Raw genomic sequence first — 26,880 nt, 5'->3', positions numbered from 1 at the left:
ACCTGCGACGTTCCCGGGGCCACGCGGCGTCAGGCAATGACCCGAACGGGGGAGGGTCGGGCGGGGAGTGGACGACCATGATGGGTGACTACGCGTCGCGATCGGGAACGCCCATGCCCAGCCCGCTGGTCACCGAGCTCTACACCGCCCACGTCCGCACCGTCGGAGGTCGCGAAGGGGCAGGAAAGACCAGCGACGGCACGCTCGACCTGCAGTTCGCCACGCCCGGCAGCGGCAAGCCCGGCACCAATCCCGAACAACTCTTCGCGCTGGGCTACTCGGCGTGCTTCCTCAGCGCGATGCACATCGCCGCGTTGCAACGGAAGATCAAGTGGCCGAAGGACGCGGCGGTCGACGCCGACGTCACGCTCGGCAAGACCGCCAGCGACGAGTACCAGCTGCACGTCACGATGCACATCGACCTGCCCGGCCTGGACGACGAAACGAAAAAAGCGCTCGCCGAGGCAGGCCACCGGACCTGCCCGTATTCCCGCGCGACGCGCGGCGACATCGAAGTGGAATTCAAGGTGAAGTAAACGAGGAAACGACATGAAGGTTTCGATCGCGATGCAGACCGCCGTCCTCGGCGCCCTCGGCCTGGGACTCGGCGTCGCGTTCAACGCGCTGTCCGCACAGGGCCCGGACAAGTACTCGCTCAAGTCGCCGAGCGATATCGCATTCGCCGACTTCAAGGGCTACGAAGACTGGTCGCTCGTGTCGTCGGCGCGCACCGACGAGGTACTCAAGGTGATCGTCGCCAACCCGACGATGATCAAGGCCTACAAGTCCGGCATCCCCGGCAACGGCAAGCCGTTCCCGGAAGGGTCCAAGATCGCCAAGCTGCAGTGGTCGCCGAAGAAGAGCACCGACGCGCAGTTCGTCGTCGACGTGCCCGACCAGTTCAAGCAGGCCTTCCTGATGGAGAAGGACAGCAAGCGCTTCCCGAAGACCGGTGGCTGGGGCTACGCGGTCTTCAACTACGACGCGAAGACCGACACGTACACGCCCGACGCCACCAGCAAGGCCGACTGCGGGCAGGCCTGCCACCTCAAGGTGAAGGACAAGAACTACATCTTCCACCCGTACCAGAAGCGTTGATGCAGGCACGGCGCGGGCCGTGAGAGCATGCGCGGCCCAGGGGTGGAGTGCGGGATCCAAACGTGAATGGCCCGACGACAGCGTTCGACCCGATTGCGTTGCTGGAAGCGGTCGATTGGCGCAGCACGCCGCTCGGCGCCCGGTCGCAGTGGCCGGCCACGCTCAAGTCCTTGCTCGCGCTGATCCTGCGCAGCCACCGCCCGCAGTACCTGGTGTGGGGGCCGGATCGCCGGTTCTTCTACAACGCGGCCTTCCTGCCCGTCATGGGCATCAAGCATCCGCAGGGCTTCGGCCAGCCGATGTCGGAGGTCTGGCCCGAGGTCTGGCACGAGATCGAACCGCTGGTGTCTTCGTCCATCGACGAGGGGGCATCGCACTTCTTCGAGGATCGTCCGTTCGTGCTGCAGCGTCATGGCCACGATGAGCAGACGTATTTCAGCTTCTCGTACACGCCGGTCGAGGACGACGAAGGCCGCATCGCCGGCCTGATGTGCGTCCTCAACGAGCGCACCGACGCGATCGAAGCCGAGACGCGCCAGCGCGCGCAGATGCGGCGCATGCAGGAGCTGCTGCAGCAGGCGCCGGGCTTTGCGTGCGTGACGTACGGGCCGACGCACGTGATCACGATCGTCAACGATGCGTACGAACGCCTGGTCGGACAATCGCGCGATGCGCTGATCGGCCGGCCGGTCGCCGAGGCGTTGCCCGAAGTCATCGACCAGGGCTACGTCACCTTGCTCGACCACGTCTTCCGCTATCGCGAACCCTTCGTCGGCCGTTCGCTGCCCGTGCGCCTGGCCAGGCCCGATGCGACGACCGAGGAACGCATCCTCGATTTCGTCTACCAGCCCATCCTCGATGGCAACGGGTCGATGGACGGGATCTTCATCCAGGGCTCGGACGTCACCGCGCGCGTGCGTGCCGAGACGGAGCTGCGCCGGAGCGAACAGGCGCTGCGCGATGCCAACGCCAACAAGGACCGCTTCCTCGCCGTGCTGGGCCACGAACTGCGCAATCCGCTGGCGCCCATCCACACCGCGACGGAACTGCTGCGCCATCTCGTGCGCGATCCGCGCGCCACGCAATGCATCGACGTCATCGCGCGGCAGACACGGCACATGACGGCGCTGGTCGAAGACCTGGTGGACATGGCGCGGATCACCAACAACCTGATCGCGCTCGACCGCAGGCCGGTGGACCTCAACGCCATCGTGGAGGGGGCGGTCGAACAACTGCGCCCGAGTGCCGCGGCGCGCGACCACGCCGTGGTCACGCACCTGGCCGATCGCGACGTGGTGGTGGATGGCGATGGCGTGCGCCTGACGCAGGTCGTGACCAACCTGCTGTCCAACGCCATCCGTTACACGCCCGTCGGCGGCAGCATCCGGATCACCGTGTCACGCGACAACGCCCGCGCGCGCATCGACATCGAAGACAACGGCGAGGGCATCGCACCGGAATTGCTGCCCGAACTCTTCGAGCCCTTCGTGCAGGCGCACCGCGCCACGGATCGCGAGCACGGCGGCCTCGGCATCGGCCTGACGCTCGTCAAGCGCCTCGTCGAGGCGCATGGCGGGGAAGTCGAAGTGGCGAGCGAAGGGTTGGGGCGCGGCAGTCGCTTCACGGTGCGGTTGCCGCTGGCGTCCTGACGACGCCCCGCCACCGCAGCAACGCCCACCCCACTACCGCCATCCACGGATACGCGGCCAGCGCGAACCCGCGCTGCCACCACCCGACATTCCCGCGCGTCGCCAGGTCGCCCGCGCCGAACATCACCGCGAGCAACGCGAAGCCGGCGATGGCATTCAACGCGAGGATCAGCGCGACCCACCGCTGGTCGCGCGGTGCGTTGCACAACGCGATGGCGGCCAACGGCGCGCCCAGCAACACGAGCCGTCCCAGGTTGCATGCCGCCTGTGCGTCCGGCAGCGGGAACCAGCCGCCGAACAGGAACGCCACGCCGTTGGCCGCGACCACCACGGCCAGCAGCAGCGCGAGTACGTGGCCGGTGCCGACCGATCGCAACCCGCGATGCATGCCGATGGCCGCGAGCAACCCTGCAATGCCGCCCAGTAATGTTCCCGCGTGCGCGTTGCCCGGGGCCATCATCGCGGCCAGCAGCAACGTGCCGAAGTACAGGGCGGCCACGGCGGATCAGTCGCGTTGCGTGCCGCACTGGCACGGCTTGCCTTGCTGGCAACCGCAGGTGCAGGCGGACGCAATCTTCGGGGCGGCCTGGCAACCACACGTGCAGGCGGCGCCGATGCAGGCGGGGGTGCAGGGGCAGGACTTGGCGTCGGTGTTCATGGGAGATCCTCGTTAGGACTGGCAGGCCCGTTTGGCCTTGGTGCAGTCTGGCGATGGGCCCCGTCGTAATCTTGAACAAACCGGCTGACCGCATCGCGCGTATGGATGAGTCCCGCAAGCGTCCCGTCACGGGCATCGGCCGCGTCATCGGCTGGCCGGGCGGGAGCCTGTGGATCGGGCGGCATGTCGCGCAGGTGCAGGACCACGCGCACCACGCGATCCAGGTGTCGCTGGCGATGGCGGGCGACTTCCGCATCCAGGGTGCCGGGTGGCCCGAACCGCGCGCAACGCGGGGCGTCGTGGTGATGCCGGATCGACGGCATCGCTTCGATGGCGCCGGTGCGACGATCGCAACCTTGTTCGTCGAGCCGAATTCAAAGCGCGGTGCGGCCTTGCGCACGCGCTTCGCCGGTTTCGATCTGTGCCTGTTGCCGGACGACGAAGTGCGCGACGCCGTGCAATTCGTGCAGGCGCATTACGAAGCCGCGGCGCCCGACGCATTGTTGCTGCAGGCCGCGCAGGGCGCGGTGTGCAGCGTGGCCGGCAATCCGCCCGCGGCGCCGGTCGACGATCCGCGCATCACGTCGGCGATCGAATGGCTGCAGGCACGGCTTGCGACGCCGATCCGCCTCGATGACGTCGCCGCCGCCGTGCATCTGTCGCCCAGCCGCTTCCGCCATCTGTTCGCATCGCAAACCGGCACATCGCTGCGCGCGTGGTTGTTGTGGGCGCGGATGGAGCACGCGGTGGAGTCCGCGTTCCAGGGCCGATCGTGGACCGACGCCGCGCACGAAGCCGGCTTCGCCGATGCAGCGCACCTGACGCGCACGTGTCGTCGCGTGTTCGGATTGGCGCCGACGATGCTGGTGCCGGAGCAAGTCAGCGGGAAGTGACGCGTCTGTGCGTCAGCGCCGTCCAGTGCCGAACAGGGCCGATGCCGCGGCCTGCACGCCCTGCATCGCCGCGCGATACGGGCCGGGGCCATGGCTGATGCGCTTGACGCCGGCCTGCGTGAGCGCGGCGAGGTCGGGCAATCCCGGCCACATCATCACGTTCACCGGCAATGGCGTCGATGCGCAGAGCGCGCGGATCTCGTCGATGTTGGCGAGCCCCGGCGCGAAGAAGCCGGACGCCCCCGCGGATGCGTAAGCGGCCGCACGCGCCTTCGCCGCCTCGAGTCGTTGCTCCGGCGCGAAGCCATCGTCGAAGTACACATCGCTGCGCGCATTGATGAACATCGGGATCCCGCGCACTTCGGCCATCGCGCGGATCGCCGCGATGCGCGCGCTCTGCGCCTCGATGGAATACAGGCCCTTGCCCTTGACGACGCGGTCTTCGAAGTTGATGCCGACGACGCCCAGGTCCAGCAGCCGCGCGACGTTGTTCGCGACGGTCGCGCCGTCCTCGGCGTAGCCGCCTTCGAAGTCCACCGTGACCGGCACATCGGGCACCTTCGCGACGATCCGCGGCACGATTTGCGCGAGCACGTCGAGCGGCAACGCTTCCCCATCCTCGTAGCCCTGCGCCGCAGCGATCGCCCAGCTGCTCGTTGCGACGAGCGGCGACCCGGCCTCGCGGATCGCGCCCGCGCTGCCGGCATCCCACGCGTTGTAGACGACGAGCGGGGCGGCCTGTGCGTGGAGGGTCTGAAGGCGTAGGGCGAGGTCGGCTTGCATGGGCGTGCGTCCTGTGTGATCAGGCAGCCACGATAGCCGCGCCGCCGCGGCCCCGCTGTCGGAATCTTTAGGCCAATGGCTTCCGCATCCGCCACATCCGCCGGTAGTGCGGCAGCATGTGCGAGAAGGGCAGCATCGTTTCGCCGACGATGGAAAACCCATGCTTCTCGTAGAAGCGGATCGCGTCGAGGCTGCTGTCCATCACGTGCAGCCAGGCGTAGCGCTTGTGGCGTTGCTGCGCGACGTCGATCGCCGCGGCCAACATGAATCCGCCGAGGCCCTGGCCCGCGCAGTCCTGCGACAGGTAGATGCGTTCGACTTCCAGTCCGCCGGGTTCGCCGGCCAGGTCGCTGTCGAGTTTCAGTTTCAGATACCCGACGCGGCGGCCGTCGAGCGCGAGGAAATCGAAGCGCGCGTTCGGATCGCGCAACTCTTCCTGCATCTTCGCGACGCTGTACATCGCGTCCATGTACCAGGCGCCGGCGTCGTCCCACAGGTACGTGAACGTCTGCGGATAGATCTCGTAGCACAGCGCCGACAGCGCGGGCGCTTGATCTGCTTGGACCGGGACCAGCGCCACACCTCTCACACGCGTCGCACCCGGAACTTCTTCGCCTTGATCTTCCCGTCCTGCAACCGCTTCAACGCGCGCTCCGCGTGCGCGTGCTGGATCGCGACGTAACTGCGCGTGGCGAACACGTCGATCTTGCCGATCACGTCGCCCTTGAGCCCGCCTTCGCCAGTGAGCGCGCCGACGATGTCGCCCGGGCGCAGCTTGTCGGTGCGTCCGCCGTCGATGCGCAGCGTTGCCATCGGCGCACGCGGCCCGACGTTGGCGCGCAACGCGGCCATCGGCGGGCGCTGCGGCTGGACGCGCATGTGCAGGGCTTCTTCGATCACGCGCAGGCGCGGTTGCTCGCGCGGCGTGCACAGCGTGAGCGCCAGGCCATCGCGCCCGGCGCGGCCGGTGCGGCCGATGCGATGCGTGTAGGTGTCGGCGTCGTGCGGCACGTCGTAGTTGACGACCGCGCCGAGGTCCGCGATGTCGAGGCCACGTGCCGCGACGTCGCTGGCCACCAGCACCGTGCAGCTGCGATTGGCGAAGCACACCAGCACTTCCTCGCGATCGCGTTTCTCCATGTCGCCGTGCAGCGCGAGCGCGGAGAAGCCGAGGTGCGACAGCGATGCGACCACTTCTTCCGTATCGCGGCGCATGTTGCAGAACACGACGGTGTTGTTGGCGCCGTGCTCCAGCAGCAGGCCGGCGAGGGCGGCGGGTTTCATCGCCGGTTCGACTTCATAGAAGCGCTGTTCGATCGGCGCCGCCTCGGCCGCGCCCTCCACCGTGACTTCCACCGGTTCGCGCATCGTGGTGCGCGCCACTTCGCGCACGGCGTCGGGGAACGTCGCGGACAGCAACAGCGTCTGGCGCGTCTTCGGCGTCGCCTTCACGATCTCGCGGATCGGCTCTTCGAAGCCCATGTCGAGCAGGCGATCGGCTTCGTCCAGCACGAGCACCTGGATGCCGCGCAGGTCCAGCGCCTTCTTGCGCAGCAACTCCTGCACGCGGCCGGGCGTACCGACCACCACGTGTGGTGCATGCACATCGAGCGACGCGAGTTGCGGCCCGAGTGCGACACCGCCCGTCAACGTCAGCAGTTTCAGGTTCGGCATGCCGCTGCCGAGCTTGCGCACCTGCTTGGCCACCTGGTCGGCGAGTTCGCGCGTGGGGCACAGCACCAGCGCCTGCGCGCGGAACTGCGACAGGTCGATGCGCGACAGCAACGCCAGCCCGAACGCCGCGGTCTTGCCGCTGCCGGTGGGCGCCTGCGCGATGACGTCCAGGCCCGCGAGCAGCGAAGGCAGGCTGCGCGCCTGGATGGGCGTCATGCGGACGTGCCCCAGCGCCTCCAGGCCCTGCAGCAACGCGGGGTCGAGCGGGAGATCGGTGAATTCGAGGGCTTCGGTCATGGCGCCATGATAGGCGACGGGCCCGCTTTCACAGTCCCGCGCCCCAACGGTGTTGCCAGGCCATGCCGATCGCATCGAAGTTGTTGCCGGTGCGCGCCGAGACGCCACTGCTGGCGGAGAACTTGATCGAGTCCAGCCGGCCCAGCGGCATCGCCAGCGTGGCGCCCACGCGCCAGTTCTGCTGCAGGTCGTTGCCCACCACGCCGTCGATCTCCGAGCGGCCGCCGGCGAAGTACGTGACATCGAAGGACGTCCACACGCCCGAGGCGAACCCGTAGATCACGTGGCCCTGCAGCGAATAGAGCGGATCCTGCGATCGCGTCCTGCCGCGGTAGAAGTCGCGGTTGTCGGTGAAGAAGACCGCCGCCGCCTGTGCTTCGAGCGTCCAGGATCCGAGCGCCTTCGACACTCCGACCTCGGGTTTGAACGACCACCGGTTGCTGCCGATGTTGACGATGCGGCCGGGGTCGTACTGGCTCCAGGGCGGCGACACCTGCAGGCTCGCGCCGACGATCAGGTCCTGTTTCCACGCGCGGAACTCGCGCAAGCCCAACGCAGGCGCACCGAAGAAATTCACCGAAACCCGGAACGCCGGTTTGCCGAATCCGCTGATGTCGCGTTCCACCGACTGGCCCTGGTAGTCCGCCGTGCCGCGCAGGTGCGTGTACGGCACGATCATGTCGAACTTGCCGGAGCGGCCGCGCAGGTCGAACACCCGCGCATAGGCCACGACGGTCGACGTCGTGCGGAGGTCCGCATTGGTGATGGGCAGGGAATCGAGCGACAGTCCGCCGCGCGTCGCGACGCCGCCGGCGATGAAGAAATTGACCCCGACCGGCGCGTTGGAATACGCGCGCGGCTCGATGTCCTGTGCGCGCGCCGTCTTCGCCGCCAGGCAGGCCGCCAGCAAGCAGGCGGTGATGGCGAAATGCTTCAGCGCGGCGTACAGCGTGCCCGGCATGCGATCGACCGCCTTGCGTGGCGAACCTGGGCGTTACCTTACCGCAGCGGATTGAAGGCGACGTCGCGCGCCGGTATGGTGCCCCGCATGCACCGGTCCCGCCTCTGCGCCCTGCTGATCGATTGCCGCACCGACGACATCGACGCCGCCGCCCGCTTCTGGTCCCACGCCCTCGGCCGCGAGATCGACCGCGACCATCCCGGCACGCGCGGCAACTACGTCATGCTCGCCACGCGGCCCGAAGAACCGATCGTGCAGCTGCAGCGCGTGGCGCACGAAAGCCGCGTGCACCTCGATATCGAAACCGACGACATCCCCGCGGAAGTGGCACGCCTGGAAGCGCTCGGCGCGTCCGTCGTGCAACGCCTCGAACGCTGGGTGGTGATGCAGGCGCCGACGGGCCAGCGCTTCTGCATCGTGCGCGTGCAACGCCCCGGGTGGCCCGAAGGCGCGACCACCTGGGCGTGATTACAGCGCGGGGATGAGATCGCGCGTGAGCAGCTTGAACGTGAGCAGGTGCGGCTGGCGTTCGTTGTAGTTGGTGGTGGTGATCACGACGACGGCATGCTGCTCCGGCAACAGGAACACCGTGTTGCCGCCCGTACCCGCCATCGCCGGCAGCGTCATCACCTTGTCGCCAACGGGCACCTTCATCAGCCACCACAGGTATCCGTAGTCCGCTTCCTCGCCCTTGGTCGCCTGCGGCGACAACGACGCGCGCACCCACGCTTCGGGCATCACCTGCTTGCCGTTGGCGCGGCCGCCGTCGAGATACAACTGGCCGAGCTTCCACAGATCGCGCGTGCGCAATCCCAGGCCGCCGCCCGCCTGTGCCAGGCCCAGCGGCGAGAACTGCCACTCCGGCTTTTCGATGCCCAACGGATCGAACAACCTGCGCTGCGCGTACGCCTGCAGCGGTTCGCCCACGGCGGTCTGCACCACTTCGCCCAGCGTGGTCACGCCCGCGGTGCAATAGCGGAAGCTGCGGCCGTGCGGCGAATCGGCGGGCTTCGGCATCCACGCGGGGAAGCCCTGCACCGGCAGGTCCGCGTAGAACTGCACCCAGTCCTCGATGAGATACATGCGCTCTTCGTTGCCGCGCGAGAACTCGGTTTCGTCGTCGCACTCCACGATGGACGACATCGTGAGCAGGTCCTCCACCGTGATCGCATCCTTGCGCGGATCCGGATTGGCCATGCGTGCGCGGCGCGCCGGCGGCAGCACATCGAAGATGCGCGCGGACTTGCCCGGCAGGCGTCCGTCGGCGATCGCCAGGCCCGCGAGCATGCCGGCCACCGTCTTCGTCGCCGACCGCGTGTTGCGGCGGCCTTCCGCGCCATCCTTGTCGAAGTAGTGCTCGTAGACGACCTTGCCGTCCTGCGCCACCAGCACGCTGGTGATCGCCTTGAATTCGCCGGCCTCGATGGCCTTCTGCGCAGCCCCGAAACGCGCGGGATCGGCGGCGGATGCGTTGAACGTGACCGTTGCAAGACAAAGACACAGCAAAGCGCGATGCATGGGAGCCTCCTTGGCGATGGCGGGACTCTATCGCTTCGCCAGCCCCGCATCTTGTATCCGCGCAACCTCGGTGCGCCCCAGCGCCAGGCGACGGAACGCGCCCGGCGTCATGCCGAACTCGGCGACGAAGCAGCGATGCAGGTGGCTTTCGTCGACGAAGCCCAACGCCGCCGCCGTGCGGGCGAGCGTGCGGCCGCGCGCGATCTCCGACACCGCGCGATGCAGGCGACGCTTGCGCACGTACTCGCTGGGCGCCAGGCCGAAGCGCTTGCGGAATGCGCGCGCGAGGTACACCGGATGCAGGTCGGCGATCGCGGCGAGTTCGGCGAGCGTGGGCGGTGCGAGATCGCTTTCGAGGCGATCCAGCACGCGTTGCAGCTTGTCCTCCGCACCGGGCGCGGCGGGCTTGCGCTGCGCATCGATGACCAGTTCGCTGAAGACCGATTCGATCGCCAGCGGCGAGGCGTCGTCCCAGTCCCACACCTCGCGCAGCAACTGCATCGCGCGCGACAGCGAGGGGCGCGGCAGGCGCACTGCCTGGTCGCTGACCGGCACGCCATCGCTCAGCCGCGCGAATGCCGCCTGCGGCATCGTCAATGTCAGGAACAGGCCATCGCGCGACCGGAACCGGTCGCGATGTTCCGTGCCCGGCGGATTGAACAGCAGCGCAGGTTCCGCGCACACCGCCGGCATGCCCGCGGCGTCGCTCACGTAGTCGCCGGCCAGCAACAACACCAGGTGCATGTCGGTGTGCTGGTGGCGGTGGATGTCGTGTTCGGGGATCGTGGGGCGCAGGTGCGCGATCGCCAGCTCGCTGGTGGCCTGCTGGCGCAGGGCGAAACCGCGGACACCGAGTTGCGCTGCAGGCGAGGGCGGGGGCGGCATGCGCGCAGCATAGCGCCGCCCGGGACCGCACCGGCGGCCTGCGCGCGCAGGCCGTCCAGTGCAGGCGACGGCATCAGCCGGTCGTGGTGGCGTTGGCGGAGGCGTAGGCTTCGTTCAACTTCTTCGCGCAGTCCTCGCAGCACACCTCGACGGTCTGGCCGCCGATGCGCACCTGGATCGCGTTCTCGTCGAGCGGGTAGTCGCAGGCCGCACAGGTCTTCGTGTTGGTCATGGCAGTGGCTTCGTTGGTCGCCCGCGATTGGGCGACGCCATTGGACCGCCATGCGTCCGGCGCGACTATCACAATCTTTAGCGATCGCTAGCGGTGCAGCGCCGACTGGCGGAATTCCGACGGCGAGCGCCCGTACGCCTGCTGGAACGCGGCGCTGAAATGGCTGTGGCTCGAGAAGCCGAGGTCGAGTGCCAGTGCACTGAGATCGTCGTAGTCGGCGAGCAAGGCGAGCGCGCGCGCCAGGCGCAGGCGCAGCTGGTAGCGATACAACGGCACGCCTTCCACCTGCGCGAAACTCTGCGTGAGATACACGGGCGACACGCCGACTTCGGCAGCGACTTCCGCCAGTGTCCAGCGACGCGCGAGGTCGCTGGTGAGCACCAGCTTCGCGCGATCCACCAACCGTTGCCGCGCCACGCTCGCGCCCGCTGCGTGCGTGGTGCGCGGCCCGAGCGCGCGTTGCACCAGCGTCAACGCGAGGCTTTCGGCTTCCAGCGGTTCGGCGATGCCTTCGCGCAGGCTGTGCCGCAACAACGCCACCAGTGCCTGCGCGCGCGGATCGATGCGCAGGCGTGGCATGCGGAAGGCGAGGGCGTCGCCGTGGCGTAGCAGGTCCTTCGGCGCCATCTCGCGCAGCATCGCGTCGGCGACGTGCACGACGAGGCTGGCATCGCCGCCGGGGATCGGATGACTGACCTGGTAGGGATCGCCCGCGTTGAAGAACAACACCTGGCTCGCGTCGGCGACCACTTCGTCCTCGCCCACGTGCCGCACGTAGGTGCCGCGGTATGGGAACACCAGGTGCGTGCGCGCCGACGTCTCGACATCGCTGCGATGCGTCGACTCGCCCGCGCACACGACATCGCTGACGGTGACGGTCGGGGTCTGCAGCAGCACGTCGACGGAGAATCCGGACACGGGGCGGCTCGGGGGAAGCGCGGCCGACAGCTTGCCATCACCGGGCCATCACCGCAGCGGCGTTCAATGGCGGCATCGCACCGCTGGAGGCAACCGCCATGCGCACCTTCCTCGCAGGCCTGGGCCTGGCCCTGGTCGCCACCGTCGCGCTCGCCGCGGGCACGAGCAACAAATGGCGCCTGCAGTTCAGCGGCGGCGCGGACTCCGACGGCCGCATCGTCCTGGAAATCACGCCCGCCGAAGGCGAGCCGATGCGCGCGACGGCGGAGATCAGGAAGGGCCGCGGCGAGAACGCGGTGGCCCGCGACGTGCGCGATGCGTTGCGCGCGCAGGTCGGCAAGCGCTACCACGTGGAAACCGACGACGGCGAAGACGTGCTGGTCAAGAAGCGCCGCGGCGAACGCGACTTCATCGTCACCATCGTCGAGAACAGCGTGCAGGGCGTCCGGATCAATCCGGAAACCGAATAGCGCAAGATCCGGATAGCGGCCCGGGCGGGCGCCCGCGACACTGGCGCATCGCTCACGCCACGGTCCGCCGATGCTCACGCTCTACGACTACCTGCCTTCCCAGAACGCCTGGAAAGTCCGCCTGCTGCTCCATCACCTGGGCACGCCGTATCGCACGGTGCCCGTCTCGATCTTCGAGGGCGAAGGCCAGGCGCCGTGGTTCCTCGCGATCAACCCGACCGGCAAGGTGCCCGCGCTGCAACTCGAAGACGGCCGCACGCTCGCCGAATCGAACGCGATCCTCGCCTACCTCGCCGACGGCACGCCGTATCTGCCGAGCGATCGCTTCACGCGCGCGAAGGTGCACCAGTGGTTGTCGTTCGAGCAGGAAAACGTGGAGTCCGTGATCGGTGCGCTGCGGCACTGGACGTTGACGGGCAAGCTGGCGCGCCGCGCGCCCGACATCGTCGCGGCGAAGCGCGCCGGCGCCGCGCGCAGTTTGCAGCGGCTCGACGACGCGCTGTCACGCACGCCCTTCCTGGCGGGCGAGGACTACACGATCGCCGACATGGCGGTGTTCGCGTACGCCAGCCGTGCGGAGGAGGCGAACGTCCCGCTCGCCACGTTCCCCGCCGTGCGCGCCTGGATCGCGCGCGTCGAAGCGCAACCCGGCTTCCTGCACGAGATGCATCCGTATTCGATCGATCCGCACTCGGCGGAGGAGTTGCCCTAGACGAGCGAGCGGTGCCGCGTCGTCGGCATCGCTTTCGTCGCGAGCAGGAAGTACACGATCGGCACCAGTTCGGCGACGAACAGGCTGCCGACCGCGCCGCGCCAGCCGAACAGGCCGATGCCGACCACCGCGCCGGCGATGCGCAGGAACGCGCCCAACCAGTGCCCGCGCGAATACACGTTGCCGTGCCCCGACACGATCGCCGCATTGCCCAGCATGCCGCGCGCGAATCCGAGCAACGGCAGCCAGCACAACCACGTCGTCACGGATGCGGCCATCCCATAGTCGGGCCCCAACGCGCGCAGCAGCGGCGCCGCGGCCAGCAACACGCCGCCCACGAGCACGGCATACAGGCCCGAGGTAAGCGTCTCCTTCCGCCACAACGCGCGACGGACCTGCGGGTCGGCGTGCAGCAGCTGGGGCAGGGCGTCGGCGACGGTCGCATGCAGGGGCACGCACAACAAATCCACCAGGCGTTGCGCGAGGAACAACGACCCCGCGCCGCCCGGCGCGATCATCCGCATCGCGAACGGCTTGTCCGCATCGTTGATCACGCGGTTGGCCGCGCCGCCGCTGTCGTAGCGGAACCCCGTACGTAGCAGGCGGAACAACGCATCGAACGCACGCGGCGCATTGCGGCGCGGCACGCTGCGCATCCCGACGACCGCCGCGACGAGCGCGATCACGAACGACACGCCGACCCACATCGGCAGTGTCAGCTCGATCGCGGCCACCAGCGCCACGATCGCCACGAGCAGGCGCACCGCATGCGGACCCACGCGCCAGGCCGCCATCGCCTTGCCGTGGCCGATCGCCTGGAAATGCCGCACGACCATCTCAATGAAGCCGGCGAGCACGATCTCCGTCAGGCCCACCACGAACCACAGCGCCGCGTGCTCCCACTCGCCCGCGAACGCGCCCATGCACACCGGCACCAGCGCCGCGCAGCCCGTGCCCATGACCAGCAAGGCGCGCTGCCACACGTTGCCCAGGCCCTCGCGGGAACAGCCGAAGGCCGGATGGCTGTTCAGATAGACGAAGGCGGGGCCGGCCACCAGCAGCGGCGCGAGCATCGAGGCGATGGCGTAGGCCGTGGCGTAGCGCCCGTAGTCGTCGAGCCCCAGCAACCGGACGATGAGCAGCAAGGTGGCCGCCTGCAGCGCGGCGGACAGCCACGGCCAGCCCGCCAGCCGGAAGGCGCGCACGTTCAAGCAGGCATCCGGGATGTCATGCCGTCCATGGTAGGGGTATCCATCCGGGGATCGAGTAGGTTCAACCCTCCAACGTGAAAGCGGCGGGAGGCAGGCCGTTTGGGGACATCCCCAGGTCCCCGGTCCCCGGTCCCTGGTCCCGAATCGCACTGCATCCACATTCGCAACACCACCGTATCCAACGCACATCCATCGAAAGGACGCACATGCCCCACCCGACGCGCCGCTGGGCGTGGGCGATCGCCATCGCCGCGCTGTTCGCTTCGGGGTGCGAGCGTGCGCTGTTCGCGGTGGTCAATCGCAACGCGGCGCCGCCGGCGACGAGCGTGGTGTTCGACGCCGCCCACGACCTCTCACTCGATGTGTACCGGCCGGCCGTGTCCGCGACGGCGGCGCCCGTGGTCGTCTTCTTCTACGGCGGTGAATGGAAGCGCGGCGCGCGCGCGGACTATCGCTTCGTCGGGCAACGCCTGGCGCAGGCCGGCGTGGTCGCGATCGTCGCCGACTACCGCACGTATCCGCGCACTACGTTCCCCGGCTTCATCGAAGACGGCGCGCACGCGGTCGCGTGGGCGCGCGCGAATGCCACACGCTTCGGCGGCGATCCGGCGCGCCTGTTCGTCGCCGGGCATTCGGCCGGCGCGCAGATCGCCGCGTTGCTCGGCACCGATGCGCGTTACCTGCAACACGTCGGCATGCAGCCGCGCGATCTCGCCGGCGTGATCGGGTTGTCGGGGCCGTACGACTTCAACATCGGCCCCAACCTGCAACCCGTGTTCGGCACGCGCGGTGCCGATGCGCAACCGATCGCGTTCGTCGACGGCGACGAGCCGCCATTCCTGCTGGTCCACGGGCGCAAGGACCGCACCGTCGAAGCGGTGGACAGCGAATTGCTGGCGGCGCGATTGCGTGCGCACGGTGATGCCGTGCAACTCACGATGCTCCCGGACGGCACGCACACCACGCCGCTCGCGGCGTTCTACGACCCGCGCCGCGCGCCGCAGGTCATGCCAGCGCTCCTCGCATTCATCGCGCATCCCCGCGCCCACGGCTGAGCTTGCGCAACGCGCGCAACGCGCGTTCGTCGCCGCAACTGCATCCGCCACCGACATCGCCGCGTAAAGCCGACAACGCCTCTTGCATCGCACCTGATGCGAGCCCGCGAAGCAGCCAACGACGAGCGACTGCTTCCGACGTTGTCCCCCGGCCCGTCCGCCATTGGAAGCCCACCCATGAAACGCATCACGCTCACCGTCGCCTGCCTGGCCCTGCTCGCAGGCGGCGCCGTGCAGGCCTCGAGCCATCGCGAAGCACCCTTGCTCACCAAGACGCCGAAGGTCGACGGCACCGACTTCTACCTGTTCCGCAGCTACGAAACCGGCCGCGCCGGCTACGTCACGCTGGTCGCCAACTACGACCCGCTGCAGGATTCGTACGGCGGTCCCAACTACTTCAGCCTCGACCCCGCCGCCGCCTACGACATCAAGATCGACAACAACGGCGACGCACTGCCGGACGTGACGTTCCGGTTCCGCTTCACCAATACCTACCGCAACATCAAGATCCCGGTCGGCGGCGAACAGGTCGCCGTGCCGCTCAACAACGTCGGCGCGTTCTCCTCCAGCAAGGATCCGACGCTCAACCTGGTCGAGAGCTACACGGTCGAAGTCATCCGCCCGGGCAAGCCGACGATCAAGGCCACCAACGCCGCGACGGGCGCGAGCACCTTCGTCAAGCCGCACGACAACATCGGCACGAAGTCCATTCCCGATTACGCGGCCTACGCCAACAAGTACATCAGCAAGCTCGATTTCGCCGGCTGCGCGAGCCAGTCGAAGGTGTTCGTCGGCCAGCGCCGCGAAGGCTTCTCGGTGAACCTGGGCGAGGTGTTCGACCTGATCCACACCAACCCGGTCGGCGACACGCACGGCGAACAGAACACGCTCGCGAAGAAGAACGTCACCTCCATCGCCATCGAAGTCCCGATCGCCTGCCTCACCGCCGGCAATCCGATCATCGGCGCATGGACGACGGCGAGCACGCCCGACGGCAGCGCGTGGAAGCAGGTGTCGCGCCTGTCCGCGCCGCTGGTCAACGAAGTCGTCATCGGCTTGCCGGACAAGGATCGCTTCAACGCCTCCAATCCGCGCGACGACGGCCAGTTCGCGAAGTACGTGACCAATCCGACGCTGCCTGCGTTGATCGAAGTGCTGTTCCCCGGAGTGAAGGCACCGACGCTGTTCCCGCGCACGGACCTGGTCGCGGCGTTCCTCACCGGCGTCGACGGCCTCAACCAGCCCGCGGGCGTGCGTCCGGCGGAAATGATGCGACTCAACACCTCGATCGCACCGAAGACCGCGAGCATGCAGAAGTCGCTGGCGGTGCTCGCCGGCGACACGGCCGGGTTCCCGAACGGCCGCCGCCCCGGCGACGACGTGGTGGACATCGAACTGCGCGTGGCGATGGGCGTGCTGCTCACCGATGCGCAGGCGCCGTCGCGCACCTTGCCGTACACCGATGGCGCGGCGGTGAGCGCGGTGGAATTCCGCAACACGTTCCCGTACCTCAACACGCCGCTGCCCGGCGCGACGGACTGACGATGCTCCGGGAAGACGACATGGCCGGCGGGGTGCGTGCAGTCCGCCGGCCGTGGCGGGCCCTGGTGCAGCGGGGGCTGCAACCGGTGGTCGTCGTCCTGTGCTGCGCGTTCGCGTCCAACGCGTTCGCGCAGCGCCCGCCACTGGAACGGCCGAACGCGGCGGCCACCATCGTCGAGCGCCTGCCGCGTGGCTATGCGGCGCTCGAATCCGCGAAGCAGCAACCGCCCGTCGTGCAGGCGGCCGCGTTGTTGTCCGCGGCGGCGGCGACGGGGGATGCGCGGCTTGCGACGCGTGCCGAATCGCTGCTCCCCACCACGCGGGCCGACGCCAACCATCTCGACGTGCTGCGCTTGCGGGCCTTCGCCGCGCAACACCGACATGCCTTTTCCGACGCCGCGCGCATGCTCGATGCCGTTGCGGCACGTGCGCCACGCGACGGCGAGACACGCCTGGCGCTCGCGCAACTCCATCTCGTCCAGGGTCGGCTGGATCTCGCCCGCCGCGATTGCGCGACGCTGGTGCTCGGCATCGATGCGCAGGACGGGATGTTGTGCATCGCGTCGGTCGCGTTGCGACGCGGCGATCTTGCGCAGGCCGCCAACGCGGCCGATCAATGGCTGGCGCAGCCTTCCACCGATGCGGGCACGTTGCGCTACGTGCTGGTCATGCGCGGCGAGATCGCGGCGCGGGCACGCGATCCGGCCGCGGATGCCTGGTTCCGCAAGGCGCTGGTCCTGTCGCCCGGGGATGTACGAACACGCTCGGCGTACGCGCGCTACCTGCGGGCATCGGGGCGGCATCGCGAAGTCGTTGCACTCGTCGGCACCGCGCCGGCCACCGAAACGCTGGCCTTGCAGCAAGCCCTGTCCGCGACGGCGTCGAACGATCCACGCGCGGCCGCGATGACGCGCATGCTCGCGGATCGCTTCGCGCGTGCGCATGCGATCGGGGTGCAGCCGGAATTGCGCGACGAGGCCGAGTTCAAGCTGGCGCAGCATGATCCCGCCGGCGCGTTGGCGTTGGCGCAGCGCAACTTCGCCACCCAGCGCGACTGGGAAGACGTCGACCTGCTGCTGCGGACCGCGACGGCCGCACGCCAACCCGAAGCGCTCGTGCCGCTGCGCCAATGGGCGGCAGCGCAATCGTTGCCGATCGCGGTGCCGCGATGATGCGTCGCCTGCTCGCGGGTGCATTGCTGCTGTGCGCGCTGGCGTCGCCGGCACGTGCGCACTCGCTGTCCGTGGCCTACGTCGATGTCGAAAAGCCGGCACGAGGCCCCACGCGCGCCGAGATCGACGTCTCCGTCCGCGACCTCGCGCTCACGCTCGCGCTGGACGCCAACCACGACGAGATCGTGACCTGGGGCGAAGTGCAGGGCAGCGAAGCCGCGTTGCGCCAACTGCTGCAGGCCAACGTCGTCTTCCACACGCGCGCAGGCCGGTGCACGCCGCAATTCGCATCCGTCGCCCTGCGCCGCTACGACGAAGCCGCCTACATCGCGATGCCCTTCACCCTCGATTGCCCCGGCAGCGGCGCCGTCACCGTCGACTACCGCCTGCTGTTCGATCGCGACGCACGCCATCGCGCGCTGGTCACCTATCGCGAAGGCGCGCAGGTGACGAACACCGTCGTGACGACATCGCAGCGCCAGGTGGTGCTCGGCGATCCCGCCAACGGATCGTTCCTCGCGTTCCTGCGCGAAGGCATCCACCACATCCTCACCGGTTACGACCATCTCGCGTTCCTGCTCTCGCTGCTGTTGCCTGCCGCGCTGGTGTGGAACGGCAAGGCGTGGCGCCCCGGCACCGGCCTGCGCGACAGCCTCGCCGGCACGATGGCGGTGGTCACCGCGTTCACCCTCGCGCATTCGCTCACCTTGAGCCTCGCCGCGCTCGGATGGGTGGTGCCCGCGTCGCGCTGGATCGAAGCGGCGATCGCCGCGAGCGTGCTGCTTGCCGCGCTCAACAACCTGCGCCCCGTCGCCACGCGGCGGCTGTGGACGATCGCGTTCGGCTTCGGACTCATTCACGGGTTCGGCTTCGCCGGCGCGCTCACCGAACTCGGCCTGCCGACCGGCGCGCGGCTGGCATCGCTGGTGGGCTTCAACCTCGGCGTGGAAATCGGACAACTCGCCGTCGTCGCGCTCGTGCTGCCGCTGTTGTTCGCGCTGCGCCATCGCGCGATCTACGCACGCGCCTTGATGCCCGCGATGTCGCTGGGGATCGCGGCCATCGCCGGCATGTGGTGCGTGCAGCGGCTCGCCGCATTCAGCTGACGCACGCGGAAGCTCAGCAATAACGCACGCATGTTTCGTTCCAACGGCGCGCGGCGCATCCGCCGGCGCAAACGCATCCGCGCTCGTCCGGCCGGCGAGCCCGCCCGTCCGTCCCATGCCCGTATCGCGCGCCGGTCGGCGTAGTAATCCCCATGCGCGATCCCCTGCGCGCACCGAGGCAACCCGCATGCGTCCGAAGCATTCTTCCGGCGTAACGCTCATCGAGCTGATGGCGGTGATCGCCGTGCTCATCATCCTGGTGATCCTGGCGGTGCCGTCGTTCTTCGACTTCTTCGATCGCCACCGCGTGCGCGGCGCGGCCGAAGACATTGCGAGCATGATCAGCAACGCGCGCGCCGAAGGCGTCAAGAACGACCTCGACGTGAGCATCGCCGCCACGGGCTCGGGCACCACCTGGTGCATCGGCGGCAACGCGGCCACCGCGCCCACCGGCGGCAATTCCGCGGGCGGCGCCACGGATTGCGATTGCAGCGACGCGGCCCAGTGCCGCATCTCGGGCCAGCGCATGGCGGTGGACAGCGCCGACTATCGCGGCGTCAGCATCGGCGCATTGCCCGCGTCGCTCACGTTCAACAGCACGCTGGGGATGATCGTGCCGCTGGGCTCGCGCGAGATCCCGCTCGTGTCGTCCTCGGGCAAGTACGAAGTCACCGTCGAGGTCAACGCGCTCGGCCAGGCGCGGGCGTGCACGAAGCCCGACAAGCCGACGATGACGGGGGTCGCCGTATGTTGATGCGCGCCTTCCCCCGCAACGTGCGCGGCTTCAGCATGATCGAGCTGATGGTCGCGCTGGTGCTCAGCCTGCTCGTGGCCGGCGCGGTGCTCGCGCTCGTGCTGGCGATCATCAAGTCGAACCGGCTGACGCTGCAGGCCACGCGCCTCAACCAGGAACTGCGCGCCACGCTGGCCGTCGTCGCCGCCGACGTGCGGCGCGCGCGCTCGGTGGATGATCCGCTGTCCTCGGCGGTGCTCGGTGCCAACCCCATCGGTGCGATCAGCACCGCCACGGCGGGTTGCATCATCTACGCGTACGACGGCGCGGCCGGCGGACGCTGGCACCTGATGAAGCTCAACGGCGGACGCGTGCGGTTGCAGGCCTTCGCCGATCGCCCCACCGCCGGCGACTGCACGTCCGCCGCCGGCGAAATCATCGGCTCGCGCCAGGTCGAGATCACGTCGATGACGTTCTCGCCGACGACCACCAGCAACACGCCGCCGCTCGCGACCGACGAAACCGTCGCGCGCCAGTTCACCGTCACCGTCACCGGCCGCCTGATCGACAACGACCCGGACCTGGTGGCCACCACGCGCACGATGACCAGCACGGTGTACGTGCGGTCGGTCGGCGCGGGCATCTGATGTTGCAGGAGCCTGCCATGCGTACTTTCGAACGCCGCGTGATGCCGCAACGGCCCTCGGGCAGCATCCTGCTCGTCGCGCTGGTGCTGCTGTTGCTCGCGGGCCTGCTGACGGTGATCGCGCTGAAGGCCGGCGTGATCGAACAGCGCAGCACCGGCAACGACGTGCGCGCGAAAGTGGTGGGCGAAGTCGCCGAGGCCGGCCTGGCGCAGGGCTTCGAATACCTCACGCGGCAACACGCGGCGATGCTGAAGAACGCGGCGTTGTGGGAGCGCTGCGCCGCCAACGACAACACCTTCCCGTGCGGCGCCGTCAGCGCCGCGACGTTCGACGACGACGGCGACCCGGACACCGCGCCCGTCTCGCGCCGCGCGCAGATGTTCCGCCTGCGCGCCGACACCACGAACGTCATCACCGGCATCGACAGCGCGCTGTCGCGCTACATGCTGCCGATGCCGGCGAGTTCGAAGATCGCGTCGATGGCCAACGGCGCCGTCGTGTCGTATGGCGTGGCGCCGGTGGTGTGCTTCGCCACGCGGCCCGCCAATGCGGGCGCGACCGGCATCCCATGCGGCAACGTGGGCGCCAGCAGCACCAGCATCGCCACCTTCGTGAGCGTGGCGCGCATGCAGGGCGAGAACGCGAGCAGCACGCTGGTGCAGACCGTGGGCCAGTACCCGAAGATCGGCGACGACCTGCTCACCAAGCCCCCGATCACCACCAGCGGCTCGTCGGATGTCACCGGCGGCCTGGAGATCGTGACCAATCCCAACGCCGGCGGCCCCGGCGTGCCCGTGTCCGTGTGGACGCGCCACGACGTGGACAAGCACGGCACGCCCAACACCTGCTACGCCGACGAATTCTTCCGCTACACGCAAGGCAACCACACGCCGACGGTGTACCAGTCGACCATCCGCTGCGACGACTGCAAGTGCGATGCGAACGGCGCGCCGAAGACCCTGAGCTTCGATACCAGCGGCGTCAACCGCTGCACGGGCCCGAGCTCGGACTGCGAAGGCATCGACGTGCTGGACGTCGAGACGGGCACCAACTCCACCACCGGATACAACACCGGTGGCCATACGGGCACGAACTACAACGTGCGCTCCGACGCGCAGTCCTTCCCGACCTGCGAATTCCCGCCCGACATGTTCCGCTACGTGTTCGGCGTGCAGGCCTGGACCGACACCGACAACGATTGCTTCGCCGAAACCAAGGCCGCTTCGGTCGTCTACCAGAATCCCGACAACGCCACCGCCATCGCCACCGTGGGGCCCGACGAGGCGTACCTGTACAAGATCGCCGACCACATCATCGCGAAGGCATCGAACGTCCCGTTGCTGAAGGTGGGGCAGCAGGCCACGTCCGCGATGCTGTCGGATGAAAACAGCAGCGGCGTGATCTGGTGCCAGGCCGGCGCGCCCGGCGGCTGCGACATCCCCAATGGCCAGGTCGGTACGCCCAACGCGCCCGTGTTGCTGATCCTCGATGGGCCCGTGCAGATCCACGGCGTGATCTTCGGCTTCGTCTTCATCCGCGAGACCGCCAGCACGCTCAATCCCGTGACCGGCAGCAGCCTGAGCGGCAACTGCCCGAGCAACTGCATGCTGCAGATGAACGCAGGTTCCGCCATCTACGGTGCGCTCGTGCTGCAGGGACAGATGAAGGTCAACGGCACCGCGGCGGTGATCTACGACGGCACCGTGCTGCGCGGCGTGATCGACGAAGCCGGACTGGTGTACGCAACGCTGCCGGGCGCCTGGTCCGACCAGCGTTCGTACTGAGTGGAGGACGCCATGAAGCACCGCATCCTGCGTCGCCACGACTCCGAAGGCTTCAGCCTGCTCGAAGTGCTGATCGCGATCGTCGTGTTGTCCGTCGGCCTGCTCGCGCTGGCCGCGCTGCAAGGCAGCCTCTCGCGCGCATCGTCCGAAGCGAAGGTGCGTGGCCGCGTCGCCGCCATGCTGGCGGGGCGCATGGATGAACTGCGCAGCGGCGGTTACGGCGGGCTGACGCCGGAAGGCGCGGCGACGCCGGTCACCAGCACCACCGGCGACTGCGATCCCGCAACGCCCGACGCCACCGACTGGATCGACTGCACGCGCGCGCAGGCCGCGCTCGGCAGCCTCACCACGACGCAGCGCGTCGACACCTGGTACGGCGCATCGACGTTCGCCACCCCGGCGCCGGCGCTGGGTTCGCAGGATCCGCGCGTCGCGCAGTTCAAGCGCATCACGCTCACCGCGGCGTGGACCGATGCGACCAACGGCGCGCATTCGATGGCGATCACCTCCGACGTCAGCGCGATGGCGCTGACCAACAACATCATCGTGCCGCCCGATCCGATCGGCGTCGGCGGCACGGGGCCGATCGTGCGCACGCGCGATCCGGCGACCGCGGGCGTCATCCCGATCGCCCTGAGCACCGAATCCACCAGCGCCACGACCAACCCGGTGCCCGAACTGGTGGGCCAGACCGGCAACCAGATCATCGGCACGCGCTTCACGGTGCTCAACTACACGCCGCCGTTCGCAAGCTCGGTGGTCGTGCAGAAGCGCTTCGAGAACGAAGTGGTCAAGTGCAAGTGCAAGTACGGCGCGGGCGGCAACAACCTGCCGGAGATCTTCCGCACCGCGCAGTGGCCGGCCATCTGGACGGGCGACCGCTACGACGTGCACGTGCCCGACACCGCGGCCGCCGCGCCCGGCCAATCGCTCGCCTCGGGCCCGAAGAACGGCGTGGACCAGAGCGCGCTGTGCCAGGAGTGCTGCCGCGACCACCACGACACGACGTCGACCACCGACGTGAAGTTCGACCCCGAACGCGACGATGGCTCGGTGGCGAAGTACGACCTCAACAATTCCAACGCGCTGGTGATCGTCAACAACACCAACAACGGCGACTACGTGGACTCGTGCCGGCTCGTGCGCATCGATGGCTTCTGGCGCACGGCGTCGGACCTGTACGCGCGGCAGTTCGGGTTGCTGGAAACCGAAACGGTGTCGGGTGAAACCGCGAAGACCGGCGTGCCGACGACCGCAGCGGTCAACCTGTACACGAACTTCGTCAAGAGTTTCCTCGCGCAGTACACCGGCAGCTCCGGCTTGCCGCCCACCGATGCGCAGGCCGCGTTCACGGCGAACACCGCGTTCGACGTGCCGACGGTGGTCGCGATCCCCACCGCGTCGAACACCGACTACCGCTACATGCATGGCCGTGCGTTGTACGTCGACCACCTGGAGCAGAAGGCGCGCGATGCGTTGACCAAGGCGCTGGCCGACACCGGCACGCGCGGCGAGTGCCCCACCGGCACGGCCGCCGAAGACTGCGTCATGCCGCACTTGCCCTTCGTCACCGCCAACCTCACCGAGATCGCGAAATGGACGGCCAGCAACACGGCCATCCTGACGATCAACAGCGGCAACCTGCTGTCGACCACGCCCGCGCAACCCTCGGGCGGCCGCACCATCGGCAAGGCGAACGGCGCGGCGAACAACCTGGCCAGCATCCGCCGGTCCAACTCCGGCGCGGCGGTGAACTCCGTGCAGGCCAACATCGCCGGCGTGGATCCCAACGACGACACGCAGACCTACGCCGACCAGCAACCCTTCACCGTGGGCGGCGGACCGTCCGGCGCGACGTTCGACGTGCGCGTGACCGGCGGTTCCGGCACGCCGTTCGTGTTCTTCACCCTGGGCACCGACACGGATCGCGAATGCCTCAAGCCCGCGGGCGCCGACCACCATTGCGTGACCAGTTCCGGGACCGTGTTGCCGCAGTCGGGCACGGTGCGCGTGTCGAACTACTGGTACGAGAACACGACGTCGCAGTCCGTCACGGCGACCTGCGGCACGCGTTCGGCCACCGACACGCTCGCGGTGCCGACCTTCCACAACTACGTGGTGTCATCGGCGAGCGTCAACGCGGTGGCCGGCACGATCGGCCTGCCGTTGAACGACGGCAAGATCACCGAGTCGACCACGATCACCTTCAGCGCGATCCCGCAGGGCGGCCTGGTCCTGGTGGGCCTGACCGAACAGACGGGCAGCCCGGTCTACGCGACGATCTCCAGCTGCACGACCAATGGCGGCGGCAACAAGATCAGCAACGTGGTCTGGAACAAGCCCTGGACCTTGCCGTAAGTGCGAACGCATGCGCGCGTCGCGATCCCCCGATCGCGTCGCGCGTTCGCGCAACGGGTCGCAGCGGGGCGACGCGAACACGCGCTCGGACTTGCCACCGCAGGTCAACAGGTGACGTGCGACGTCAGTCACAGACGCGACCCGTCAACAAAACACCCATTCGTCAATGAGAGAAGCCTCGTTCTGTGACGGGGGTTTGCTACGGATGAGTTGGTCTGTCACAGTCCGCCTCGCACAGGGGGCTGTACACGGATTGTGAAGAACCCGGGGAGTGCAGGGTTTTACTCGGGGGAAGTCCATGTTCAGCCGTCTCATCCGTGCGATGGGCGCCACGCTTGTGGTGCTCGCGGCACTCATCGCTGCGCCTGCTAACGCGAACAACAAGACCGTCAACGGCATCACCGTCGAGACAAACTGGAGCCAGATCCAGCGTGGTCTCCCGTACTCCTACCAGATCGCCCCGAGCGGGCCGTCCGGGTATGTCGGCACCTACAACTTCAGCCAGCTGAGCGGCACGTTGCCCCAGGGCATCACCGTGTCGCCGACCGGGCTGGTCACCGGCACCACGTGCGAGAACAACGGCAACTACGCCGGCATCGGCCTGCGCATCTCGACGAACCAGGCCACGCCGACGGTCGCCGACTTCACCGCCGGCAACGCGCATTCGGTCAACGTCACGACGTCGCCGACCGGCAGCTGCGCCGTCACCGTCGCGGGCACGCCGCCCAACGGCGTCGTCGGTGTGTCGTACGCGGGCGCGGTCACGGCGAGCGGCGGCGTTTCGCCGTACGTGTACGCGCTGACCTCCGGCACCTTGCCGCCCGGCGTGGTGTTGAACACCGCGACCGGCGCGCTCACCGGCACGCCGACCACCGCCGGCACCTACACCTTCAGCATCTACGTCACCGACGTGGGCGCGCGCACGGGCGTGGGCACGTTCACCGTCACCATCGCCCCGGCCGCGACGATCACCGTCGCGCCGGCGACGCTGCCCAACGGCACGACCACCGTTGCGTACAGCCAGACGGTCTCCGCGAGCGGCGGCACCGCGCCGTACACCTTCGCGCTCTCCGCGGGCACGCTGCCGACGGGCCTGGCCCTGTCGGCGAGCGGCGCGATCACCGGCACGCCGACGGTCGCGGGCACCTACAACTTCACCGTGCGCGGCACCGACAACGTCGGCAACACCGGCACGCGTGCGTACACCGTGGCCATCGCCGGCAGCGCCACGCTGACGGTCAATCCGGCGACGCTGCCGGGTGGCACGAACGGCACGGCGTATTCGCAGAACATCACGGCGACCGGTGGCACCGCGCCTTACACGTTCGCAGTCACCGCGGGTTCGCTGCCGACGGGTTTGGCGCTGACGTCCGGTGGCGTGCTCTCGGGCACGCCGACGGTTGCGGGCTCGTACACCTTCACCGTCACCGGCACGGATGCGAACGGTAACTTCGGTACGCGCAGCTACACGGTGGTCGTCGCGGGTGCTTCGACGCTGACGGTCAATCCGGCGACGTTGCCGGGTGGCACGAATGGTTCCGCGTATTCGCAGAACATCACTGCGACTGGCGGCACCGCGCCTTACACGTTTGCTGTCACCGCGGGTTCGCTGCCGACGGGTTTGACGCTGACGTCCGGTGGCGTGCTCTCGGGAACGCCCACTGCAGCTGGCTCGTACACGTTCACCGTCACCGGCTCGGATGCGAACGGTAACTTCGGTTCGCGCAGCTACACCGTGGTTGTCGCGGGCGCCTCGACGCTGACGATCAATCCCGCAACGCTGCCTGGTGGCACGAATGGATCTGCGTACTCGCAGAACATCACTGCAACGGGCGGCACTGCCCCTTACACCTTCGCCGTCACGGCGGGTTCGCTGCCGACGGGTTTGACGCTGACGTCGGCCGGCGTGCTCTCTGGAACGCCGACTGCAGCCGGCTCGTTCACGTTCACCGTCACCGGCTCGGATGCGAACGGTAACTTCGGTTCGCGCAGCTACACCGTGGTTGTCGCGGGCGCCTCGACGCTGACGATCAATCCGGCGACGCTGCCTGGTGGTACGAACGGCTCCGCCTATTCGCAGAACATCACCGCAACGGGCGGCACCGCGCCTTACAGCTTCGCCGTCACCGCGGGTGCGTTGCCGAACGGGTTGACGCTTTCGTCCACTGGCGTGCTCTCGGGCACCCCGACGATCGCGGGTTCCTACACCTTCACCGTCACCGGCACCGACGCGAACGGCAACTTCGGCGCGCGCAGCTACACCGTCGCGATCGCCGGGGCCAACACGTTGTCGATTTCGCCGGCGACGTTGCCGGCCGCCGCCAACGGGGCCGCGTACAGCCAGTCGCTCAGCGCGACGGGCGGCACGGCGCCGTACACGTACTCGGTGTCGAGCGGTGCGCTGCCCGCGGGCATGACGGTTTCCGCCGCCGGTGTCGTCAGCGGCACGCCGACGGTGGCGGGCACGTACTCGTTCACCGTGTCGGTGGTCGACGCGAACGGCAACTTCGGCACCCAGTCCTAC

Annotated in this window: 25 protein-coding genes and 2 pseudogenes; 17 read left to right on the top strand and 10 right to left on the bottom strand. The window is 68.6% G+C overall.

Going from position 1 to position 26,880, the window contains the following annotated elements; all coding sequences use genetic code 11:
- Positions 1 to 113 precede the first annotated feature (113 nt).
- The 3 genes from LYSCAS_RS03515 (at position 114) to LYSCAS_RS03505 (ending at position 2,747) form a co-directional block, all read left to right on the top strand.
- Complete coding sequence (locus LYSCAS_RS03515) at positions 114 to 536, top strand: organic hydroperoxide resistance protein (protein WP_213435715.1); 423 nt, start codon at positions 114 to 116, stop codon at positions 534 to 536.
- 13 nt (positions 537 to 549) lie between these two features.
- Positions 550 to 1,098 carry a cytochrome P460 family protein gene (locus tag LYSCAS_RS03510; RefSeq protein WP_213435714.1) on the top strand — a complete coding sequence of 183 codons (549 nt, stop codon included), beginning with the start codon at positions 550 to 552 and terminating at the stop codon, positions 1,096 to 1,098.
- Positions 1,099 to 1,160: 62 nt separating this feature from the next.
- A complete protein-coding gene (locus LYSCAS_RS03505) occupies positions 1,161 to 2,747 on the top strand; it encodes a sensor histidine kinase (RefSeq protein ID WP_213435712.1) in 1,587 nt (528 codons plus the stop codon).
- Here the strand turns inward: LYSCAS_RS03505 and LYSCAS_RS03500 are convergent.
- Positions 2,719 to 3,246: a hypothetical protein gene (locus LYSCAS_RS03500; protein WP_213435710.1), complete on the bottom strand. Its 528-nt coding sequence runs from the start codon at positions 3,244 to 3,246 to the stop codon at positions 2,719 to 2,721. The two genes, LYSCAS_RS03505 and LYSCAS_RS03500, sit on opposite strands and share 29 nt — an antisense overlap.
- Before the next feature lie 260 nt (positions 3,247 to 3,506).
- On the opposite strand from LYSCAS_RS03500, the gene LYSCAS_RS03495 reads away from it, so the two are divergent.
- Complete coding sequence (locus LYSCAS_RS03495; RefSeq protein WP_213435708.1) at positions 3,507 to 4,298, top strand: helix-turn-helix transcriptional regulator; 792 nt, start codon at positions 3,507 to 3,509, stop codon at positions 4,296 to 4,298.
- Positions 4,299 to 4,310: 12 nt separating this feature from the next.
- On the opposite strand, the gene LYSCAS_RS03490 is transcribed toward LYSCAS_RS03495, so the two are convergent.
- The 4 genes from LYSCAS_RS03490 to LYSCAS_RS03475 all read right to left on the bottom strand — a co-directional run bounded on the left by LYSCAS_RS03490 (position 4,311) and on the right by LYSCAS_RS03475 (position 8,013).
- Positions 4,311 to 5,081 carry an isocitrate lyase/PEP mutase family protein gene (locus LYSCAS_RS03490; protein ID WP_213435706.1) on the bottom strand — a complete coding sequence of 257 codons (771 nt, stop codon included), beginning with the start codon at positions 5,079 to 5,081 and terminating at the stop codon, positions 4,311 to 4,313.
- A 67-nt stretch (positions 5,082 to 5,148) separates the two neighbouring features.
- Complete coding sequence (locus LYSCAS_RS03485) at positions 5,149 to 5,661, bottom strand: GNAT family N-acetyltransferase (protein ID WP_213435704.1); 513 nt, start codon at positions 5,659 to 5,661, stop codon at positions 5,149 to 5,151.
- Between the two features lie 5 nt (positions 5,662 to 5,666).
- Positions 5,667 to 7,052, bottom strand: a complete 1,386-nt coding sequence (gene dbpA / locus LYSCAS_RS03480; RefSeq protein WP_213435702.1) for an ATP-dependent RNA helicase DbpA — start codon at positions 7,050 to 7,052, stop codon at positions 5,667 to 5,669.
- Between the two features lie 28 nt (positions 7,053 to 7,080).
- Positions 7,081 to 8,013 carry a transporter gene (locus LYSCAS_RS03475; RefSeq protein WP_213435700.1) on the bottom strand — a complete coding sequence of 311 codons (933 nt, stop codon included), beginning with the start codon at positions 8,011 to 8,013 and terminating at the stop codon, positions 7,081 to 7,083.
- A gap of 87 nt (positions 8,014 to 8,100) precedes the next feature.
- Between LYSCAS_RS03475 and LYSCAS_RS03470 the strand changes: the two genes are divergently transcribed.
- On the top strand, positions 8,101 to 8,481 hold the full coding sequence (locus tag LYSCAS_RS03470; protein ID WP_213435698.1) for a VOC family protein: 381 nt from the start codon (positions 8,101 to 8,103) through the stop codon (positions 8,479 to 8,481).
- On the opposite strand, the gene LYSCAS_RS03465 is transcribed toward LYSCAS_RS03470, so the two are convergent.
- From LYSCAS_RS03465 to LYSCAS_RS03450, 4 genes are all read right to left on the bottom strand, one after another.
- Positions 8,482 to 9,531: a serine hydrolase domain-containing protein gene (locus tag LYSCAS_RS03465; RefSeq protein ID WP_213435696.1), complete on the bottom strand. Its 1,050-nt coding sequence runs from the start codon at positions 9,529 to 9,531 to the stop codon at positions 8,482 to 8,484.
- A gap of 27 nt (positions 9,532 to 9,558) precedes the next feature.
- On the bottom strand, positions 9,559 to 10,416 hold the full coding sequence (locus tag LYSCAS_RS03460; RefSeq protein ID WP_213435694.1) for a helix-turn-helix transcriptional regulator: 858 nt from the start codon (positions 10,414 to 10,416) through the stop codon (positions 9,559 to 9,561).
- 73 nt (positions 10,417 to 10,489) lie between these two features.
- Positions 10,490 to 10,648 carry a hypothetical protein gene (locus tag LYSCAS_RS03455; protein WP_213435692.1) on the bottom strand — a complete coding sequence of 53 codons (159 nt, stop codon included), beginning with the start codon at positions 10,646 to 10,648 and terminating at the stop codon, positions 10,490 to 10,492.
- 87 nt (positions 10,649 to 10,735) lie between these two features.
- Positions 10,736 to 11,566, bottom strand: coding sequence for a helix-turn-helix transcriptional regulator (locus tag LYSCAS_RS03450; RefSeq protein ID WP_213435690.1), 831 nt, complete (start codon positions 11,564 to 11,566; stop codon positions 10,736 to 10,738).
- Positions 11,567 to 11,664: 98 nt separating this feature from the next.
- Between LYSCAS_RS03450 and LYSCAS_RS03445 the strand changes: the two genes are divergently transcribed.
- Together LYSCAS_RS03445 and LYSCAS_RS03440 are read left to right on the top strand one after the other, a co-directional pair.
- Positions 11,665 to 12,036 (top strand): hypothetical protein, encoded by a 372-nt coding sequence (locus LYSCAS_RS03445; RefSeq protein WP_213435688.1) that lies wholly within the window; start codon positions 11,665 to 11,667, stop codon positions 12,034 to 12,036.
- 70 nt (positions 12,037 to 12,106) lie between these two features.
- Complete coding sequence (locus tag LYSCAS_RS03440) at positions 12,107 to 12,748, top strand: glutathione S-transferase family protein (protein ID WP_213435686.1); 642 nt, start codon at positions 12,107 to 12,109, stop codon at positions 12,746 to 12,748.
- Here the strand turns inward: LYSCAS_RS03440 and LYSCAS_RS03435 are convergent.
- Positions 12,745 to 13,959 carry a lipopolysaccharide biosynthesis protein gene (locus LYSCAS_RS03435; protein WP_213435684.1) on the bottom strand — a complete coding sequence of 405 codons (1,215 nt, stop codon included), beginning with the start codon at positions 13,957 to 13,959 and terminating at the stop codon, positions 12,745 to 12,747. The two genes, LYSCAS_RS03440 and LYSCAS_RS03435, sit on opposite strands and share 4 nt — an antisense overlap.
- A 206-nt stretch (positions 13,960 to 14,165) precedes the next feature.
- Here LYSCAS_RS03435 and LYSCAS_RS03430 point away from each other — a divergent pair, with 206 nt between their 5' ends.
- The 10 genes and pseudogenes from LYSCAS_RS03430 to LYSCAS_RS16210 all read left to right on the top strand — a co-directional run.
- Positions 14,166 to 15,014 (top strand): alpha/beta hydrolase, encoded by an 849-nt coding sequence (locus LYSCAS_RS03430; protein WP_213435682.1) that lies wholly within the window; start codon positions 14,166 to 14,168, stop codon positions 15,012 to 15,014.
- Positions 15,015 to 15,191: 177 nt separating this feature from the next.
- On the top strand, positions 15,192 to 16,556 hold the full coding sequence (locus tag LYSCAS_RS03425; protein ID WP_213435681.1) for a DUF4331 domain-containing protein: 1,365 nt from the start codon (positions 15,192 to 15,194) through the stop codon (positions 16,554 to 16,556).
- A 2-nt stretch (positions 16,557 to 16,558) separates the two neighbouring features.
- The gene (locus tag LYSCAS_RS03420; RefSeq protein WP_213435679.1) at positions 16,559 to 17,728 is read left to right on the top strand and encodes a tetratricopeptide repeat protein; all 1,170 of its coding nucleotides are present in this window, start codon (positions 16,559 to 16,561) and stop codon (positions 17,726 to 17,728) included.
- Entirely contained in the window at positions 17,686 to 18,834 is a 1,149-nt protein-coding gene (locus LYSCAS_RS03415) for a HupE/UreJ family protein (RefSeq protein WP_213435677.1), read from the top strand. Before LYSCAS_RS03420 ends, LYSCAS_RS03415 begins: the two co-directional genes overlap by 43 nt.
- Positions 18,835 to 19,021: 187 nt before the next feature.
- A complete protein-coding gene (locus LYSCAS_RS03410) occupies positions 19,022 to 19,588 on the top strand; it encodes a GspH/FimT family pseudopilin (RefSeq protein ID WP_213435675.1) in 567 nt (188 codons plus the stop codon).
- Entirely contained in the window at positions 19,588 to 20,214 is a 627-nt protein-coding gene (locus LYSCAS_RS03405; RefSeq protein ID WP_213435673.1) for a prepilin-type N-terminal cleavage/methylation domain-containing protein, read from the top strand. Before LYSCAS_RS03410 ends, LYSCAS_RS03405 begins: the two co-directional genes overlap by 1 nt.
- Positions 20,215 to 20,231: 17 nt before the next feature.
- Positions 20,232 to 21,998, top strand: coding sequence for a hypothetical protein (locus LYSCAS_RS03400; protein ID WP_213435671.1), 1,767 nt, complete (start codon positions 20,232 to 20,234; stop codon positions 21,996 to 21,998).
- A gap of 12 nt (positions 21,999 to 22,010) precedes the next feature.
- Complete coding sequence (locus tag LYSCAS_RS03395) at positions 22,011 to 24,356, top strand: prepilin-type N-terminal cleavage/methylation domain-containing protein (protein ID WP_213435669.1); 2,346 nt, start codon at positions 22,011 to 22,013, stop codon at positions 24,354 to 24,356.
- 298 nt (positions 24,357 to 24,654) lie between these two features.
- Positions 24,655 to 25,827 (top strand): annotated as a pseudogene (locus LYSCAS_RS16215) (putative Ig domain-containing protein); the annotation flags it as partial.
- Between the two features lie 24 nt (positions 25,828 to 25,851).
- Positions 25,852 to 26,880: pseudogene (locus LYSCAS_RS16210) on the top strand (putative Ig domain-containing protein); the annotation flags it as partial.

The sequence above is a fragment of the Noviluteimonas caseinilytica genome, assembly GCF_018406605.1.
Taxonomy (GTDB): Bacteria; Pseudomonadota; Gammaproteobacteria; order Xanthomonadales; family Xanthomonadaceae; genus Noviluteimonas; species Noviluteimonas caseinilytica.
The sequence above is the reverse complement of the archived record's forward strand: the minus strand, read 5'-3'. Positions and strand labels throughout refer to the sequence as shown.

Excerpts from the sequence above, each read along its gene's own strand:
- LYSCAS_RS03455 (WP_213435692.1), bottom strand. The coding sequence starts at position 10,648 with ATGACCAACACGAAGACCTGTGCGGCCTGCGACTACCCGCTCGACGAG.
- LYSCAS_RS03395 (WP_213435669.1), top strand. The coding sequence starts at position 22,011 with ATGAAGCACCGCATCCTGCGTCGCCACGACTCCGAAGGCTTCAGCCTG.
- LYSCAS_RS03475 (WP_213435700.1), bottom strand. The coding sequence starts at position 8,013 with ATGCCGGGCACGCTGTACGCCGCGCTGAAGCATTTCGCCATCACCGCC.
- LYSCAS_RS03495 (WP_213435708.1), top strand. The coding sequence starts at position 3,507 with ATGGATGAGTCCCGCAAGCGTCCCGTCACGGGCATCGGCCGCGTCATC.
- LYSCAS_RS03460 (WP_213435694.1), bottom strand. The coding sequence starts at position 10,416 with ATGCCGCCCCCGCCCTCGCCTGCAGCGCAACTCGGTGTCCGCGGTTTC.
- LYSCAS_RS03400 (WP_213435671.1), top strand. The coding sequence starts at position 20,232 with ATGCGTACTTTCGAACGCCGCGTGATGCCGCAACGGCCCTCGGGCAGC.
- LYSCAS_RS03465 (WP_213435696.1), bottom strand. The coding sequence starts at position 9,531 with ATGCATCGCGCTTTGCTGTGTCTTTGTCTTGCAACGGTCACGTTCAAC.
- LYSCAS_RS03405 (WP_213435673.1), top strand. The coding sequence starts at position 19,588 with ATGCGCGCCTTCCCCCGCAACGTGCGCGGCTTCAGCATGATCGAGCTG.
- LYSCAS_RS03430 (WP_213435682.1), top strand. The coding sequence starts at position 14,166 with ATGCCCCACCCGACGCGCCGCTGGGCGTGGGCGATCGCCATCGCCGCG.
- LYSCAS_RS03410 (WP_213435675.1), top strand. The coding sequence starts at position 19,022 with ATGCGTCCGAAGCATTCTTCCGGCGTAACGCTCATCGAGCTGATGGCG.
- LYSCAS_RS03510 (WP_213435714.1), top strand. The coding sequence starts at position 550 with ATGAAGGTTTCGATCGCGATGCAGACCGCCGTCCTCGGCGCCCTCGGC.
- LYSCAS_RS03415 (WP_213435677.1), top strand. The coding sequence starts at position 17,686 with ATGGGCGGCAGCGCAATCGTTGCCGATCGCGGTGCCGCGATGATGCGT.
- dbpA (WP_213435702.1), bottom strand. The coding sequence starts at position 7,052 with ATGACCGAAGCCCTCGAATTCACCGATCTCCCGCTCGACCCCGCGTTG.
- LYSCAS_RS03440 (WP_213435686.1), top strand. The coding sequence starts at position 12,107 with ATGCTCACGCTCTACGACTACCTGCCTTCCCAGAACGCCTGGAAAGTC.
- LYSCAS_RS03445 (WP_213435688.1), top strand. The coding sequence starts at position 11,665 with ATGCGCACCTTCCTCGCAGGCCTGGGCCTGGCCCTGGTCGCCACCGTC.
- LYSCAS_RS03470 (WP_213435698.1), top strand. The coding sequence starts at position 8,101 with ATGCACCGGTCCCGCCTCTGCGCCCTGCTGATCGATTGCCGCACCGAC.
- LYSCAS_RS03490 (WP_213435706.1), bottom strand. The coding sequence starts at position 5,081 with ATGCAAGCCGACCTCGCCCTACGCCTTCAGACCCTCCACGCACAGGCC.
- LYSCAS_RS03515 (WP_213435715.1), top strand. The coding sequence starts at position 114 with ATGCCCAGCCCGCTGGTCACCGAGCTCTACACCGCCCACGTCCGCACC.
- LYSCAS_RS03420 (WP_213435679.1), top strand. The coding sequence starts at position 16,559 with ATGCTCCGGGAAGACGACATGGCCGGCGGGGTGCGTGCAGTCCGCCGG.
- LYSCAS_RS03425 (WP_213435681.1), top strand. The coding sequence starts at position 15,192 with ATGAAACGCATCACGCTCACCGTCGCCTGCCTGGCCCTGCTCGCAGGC.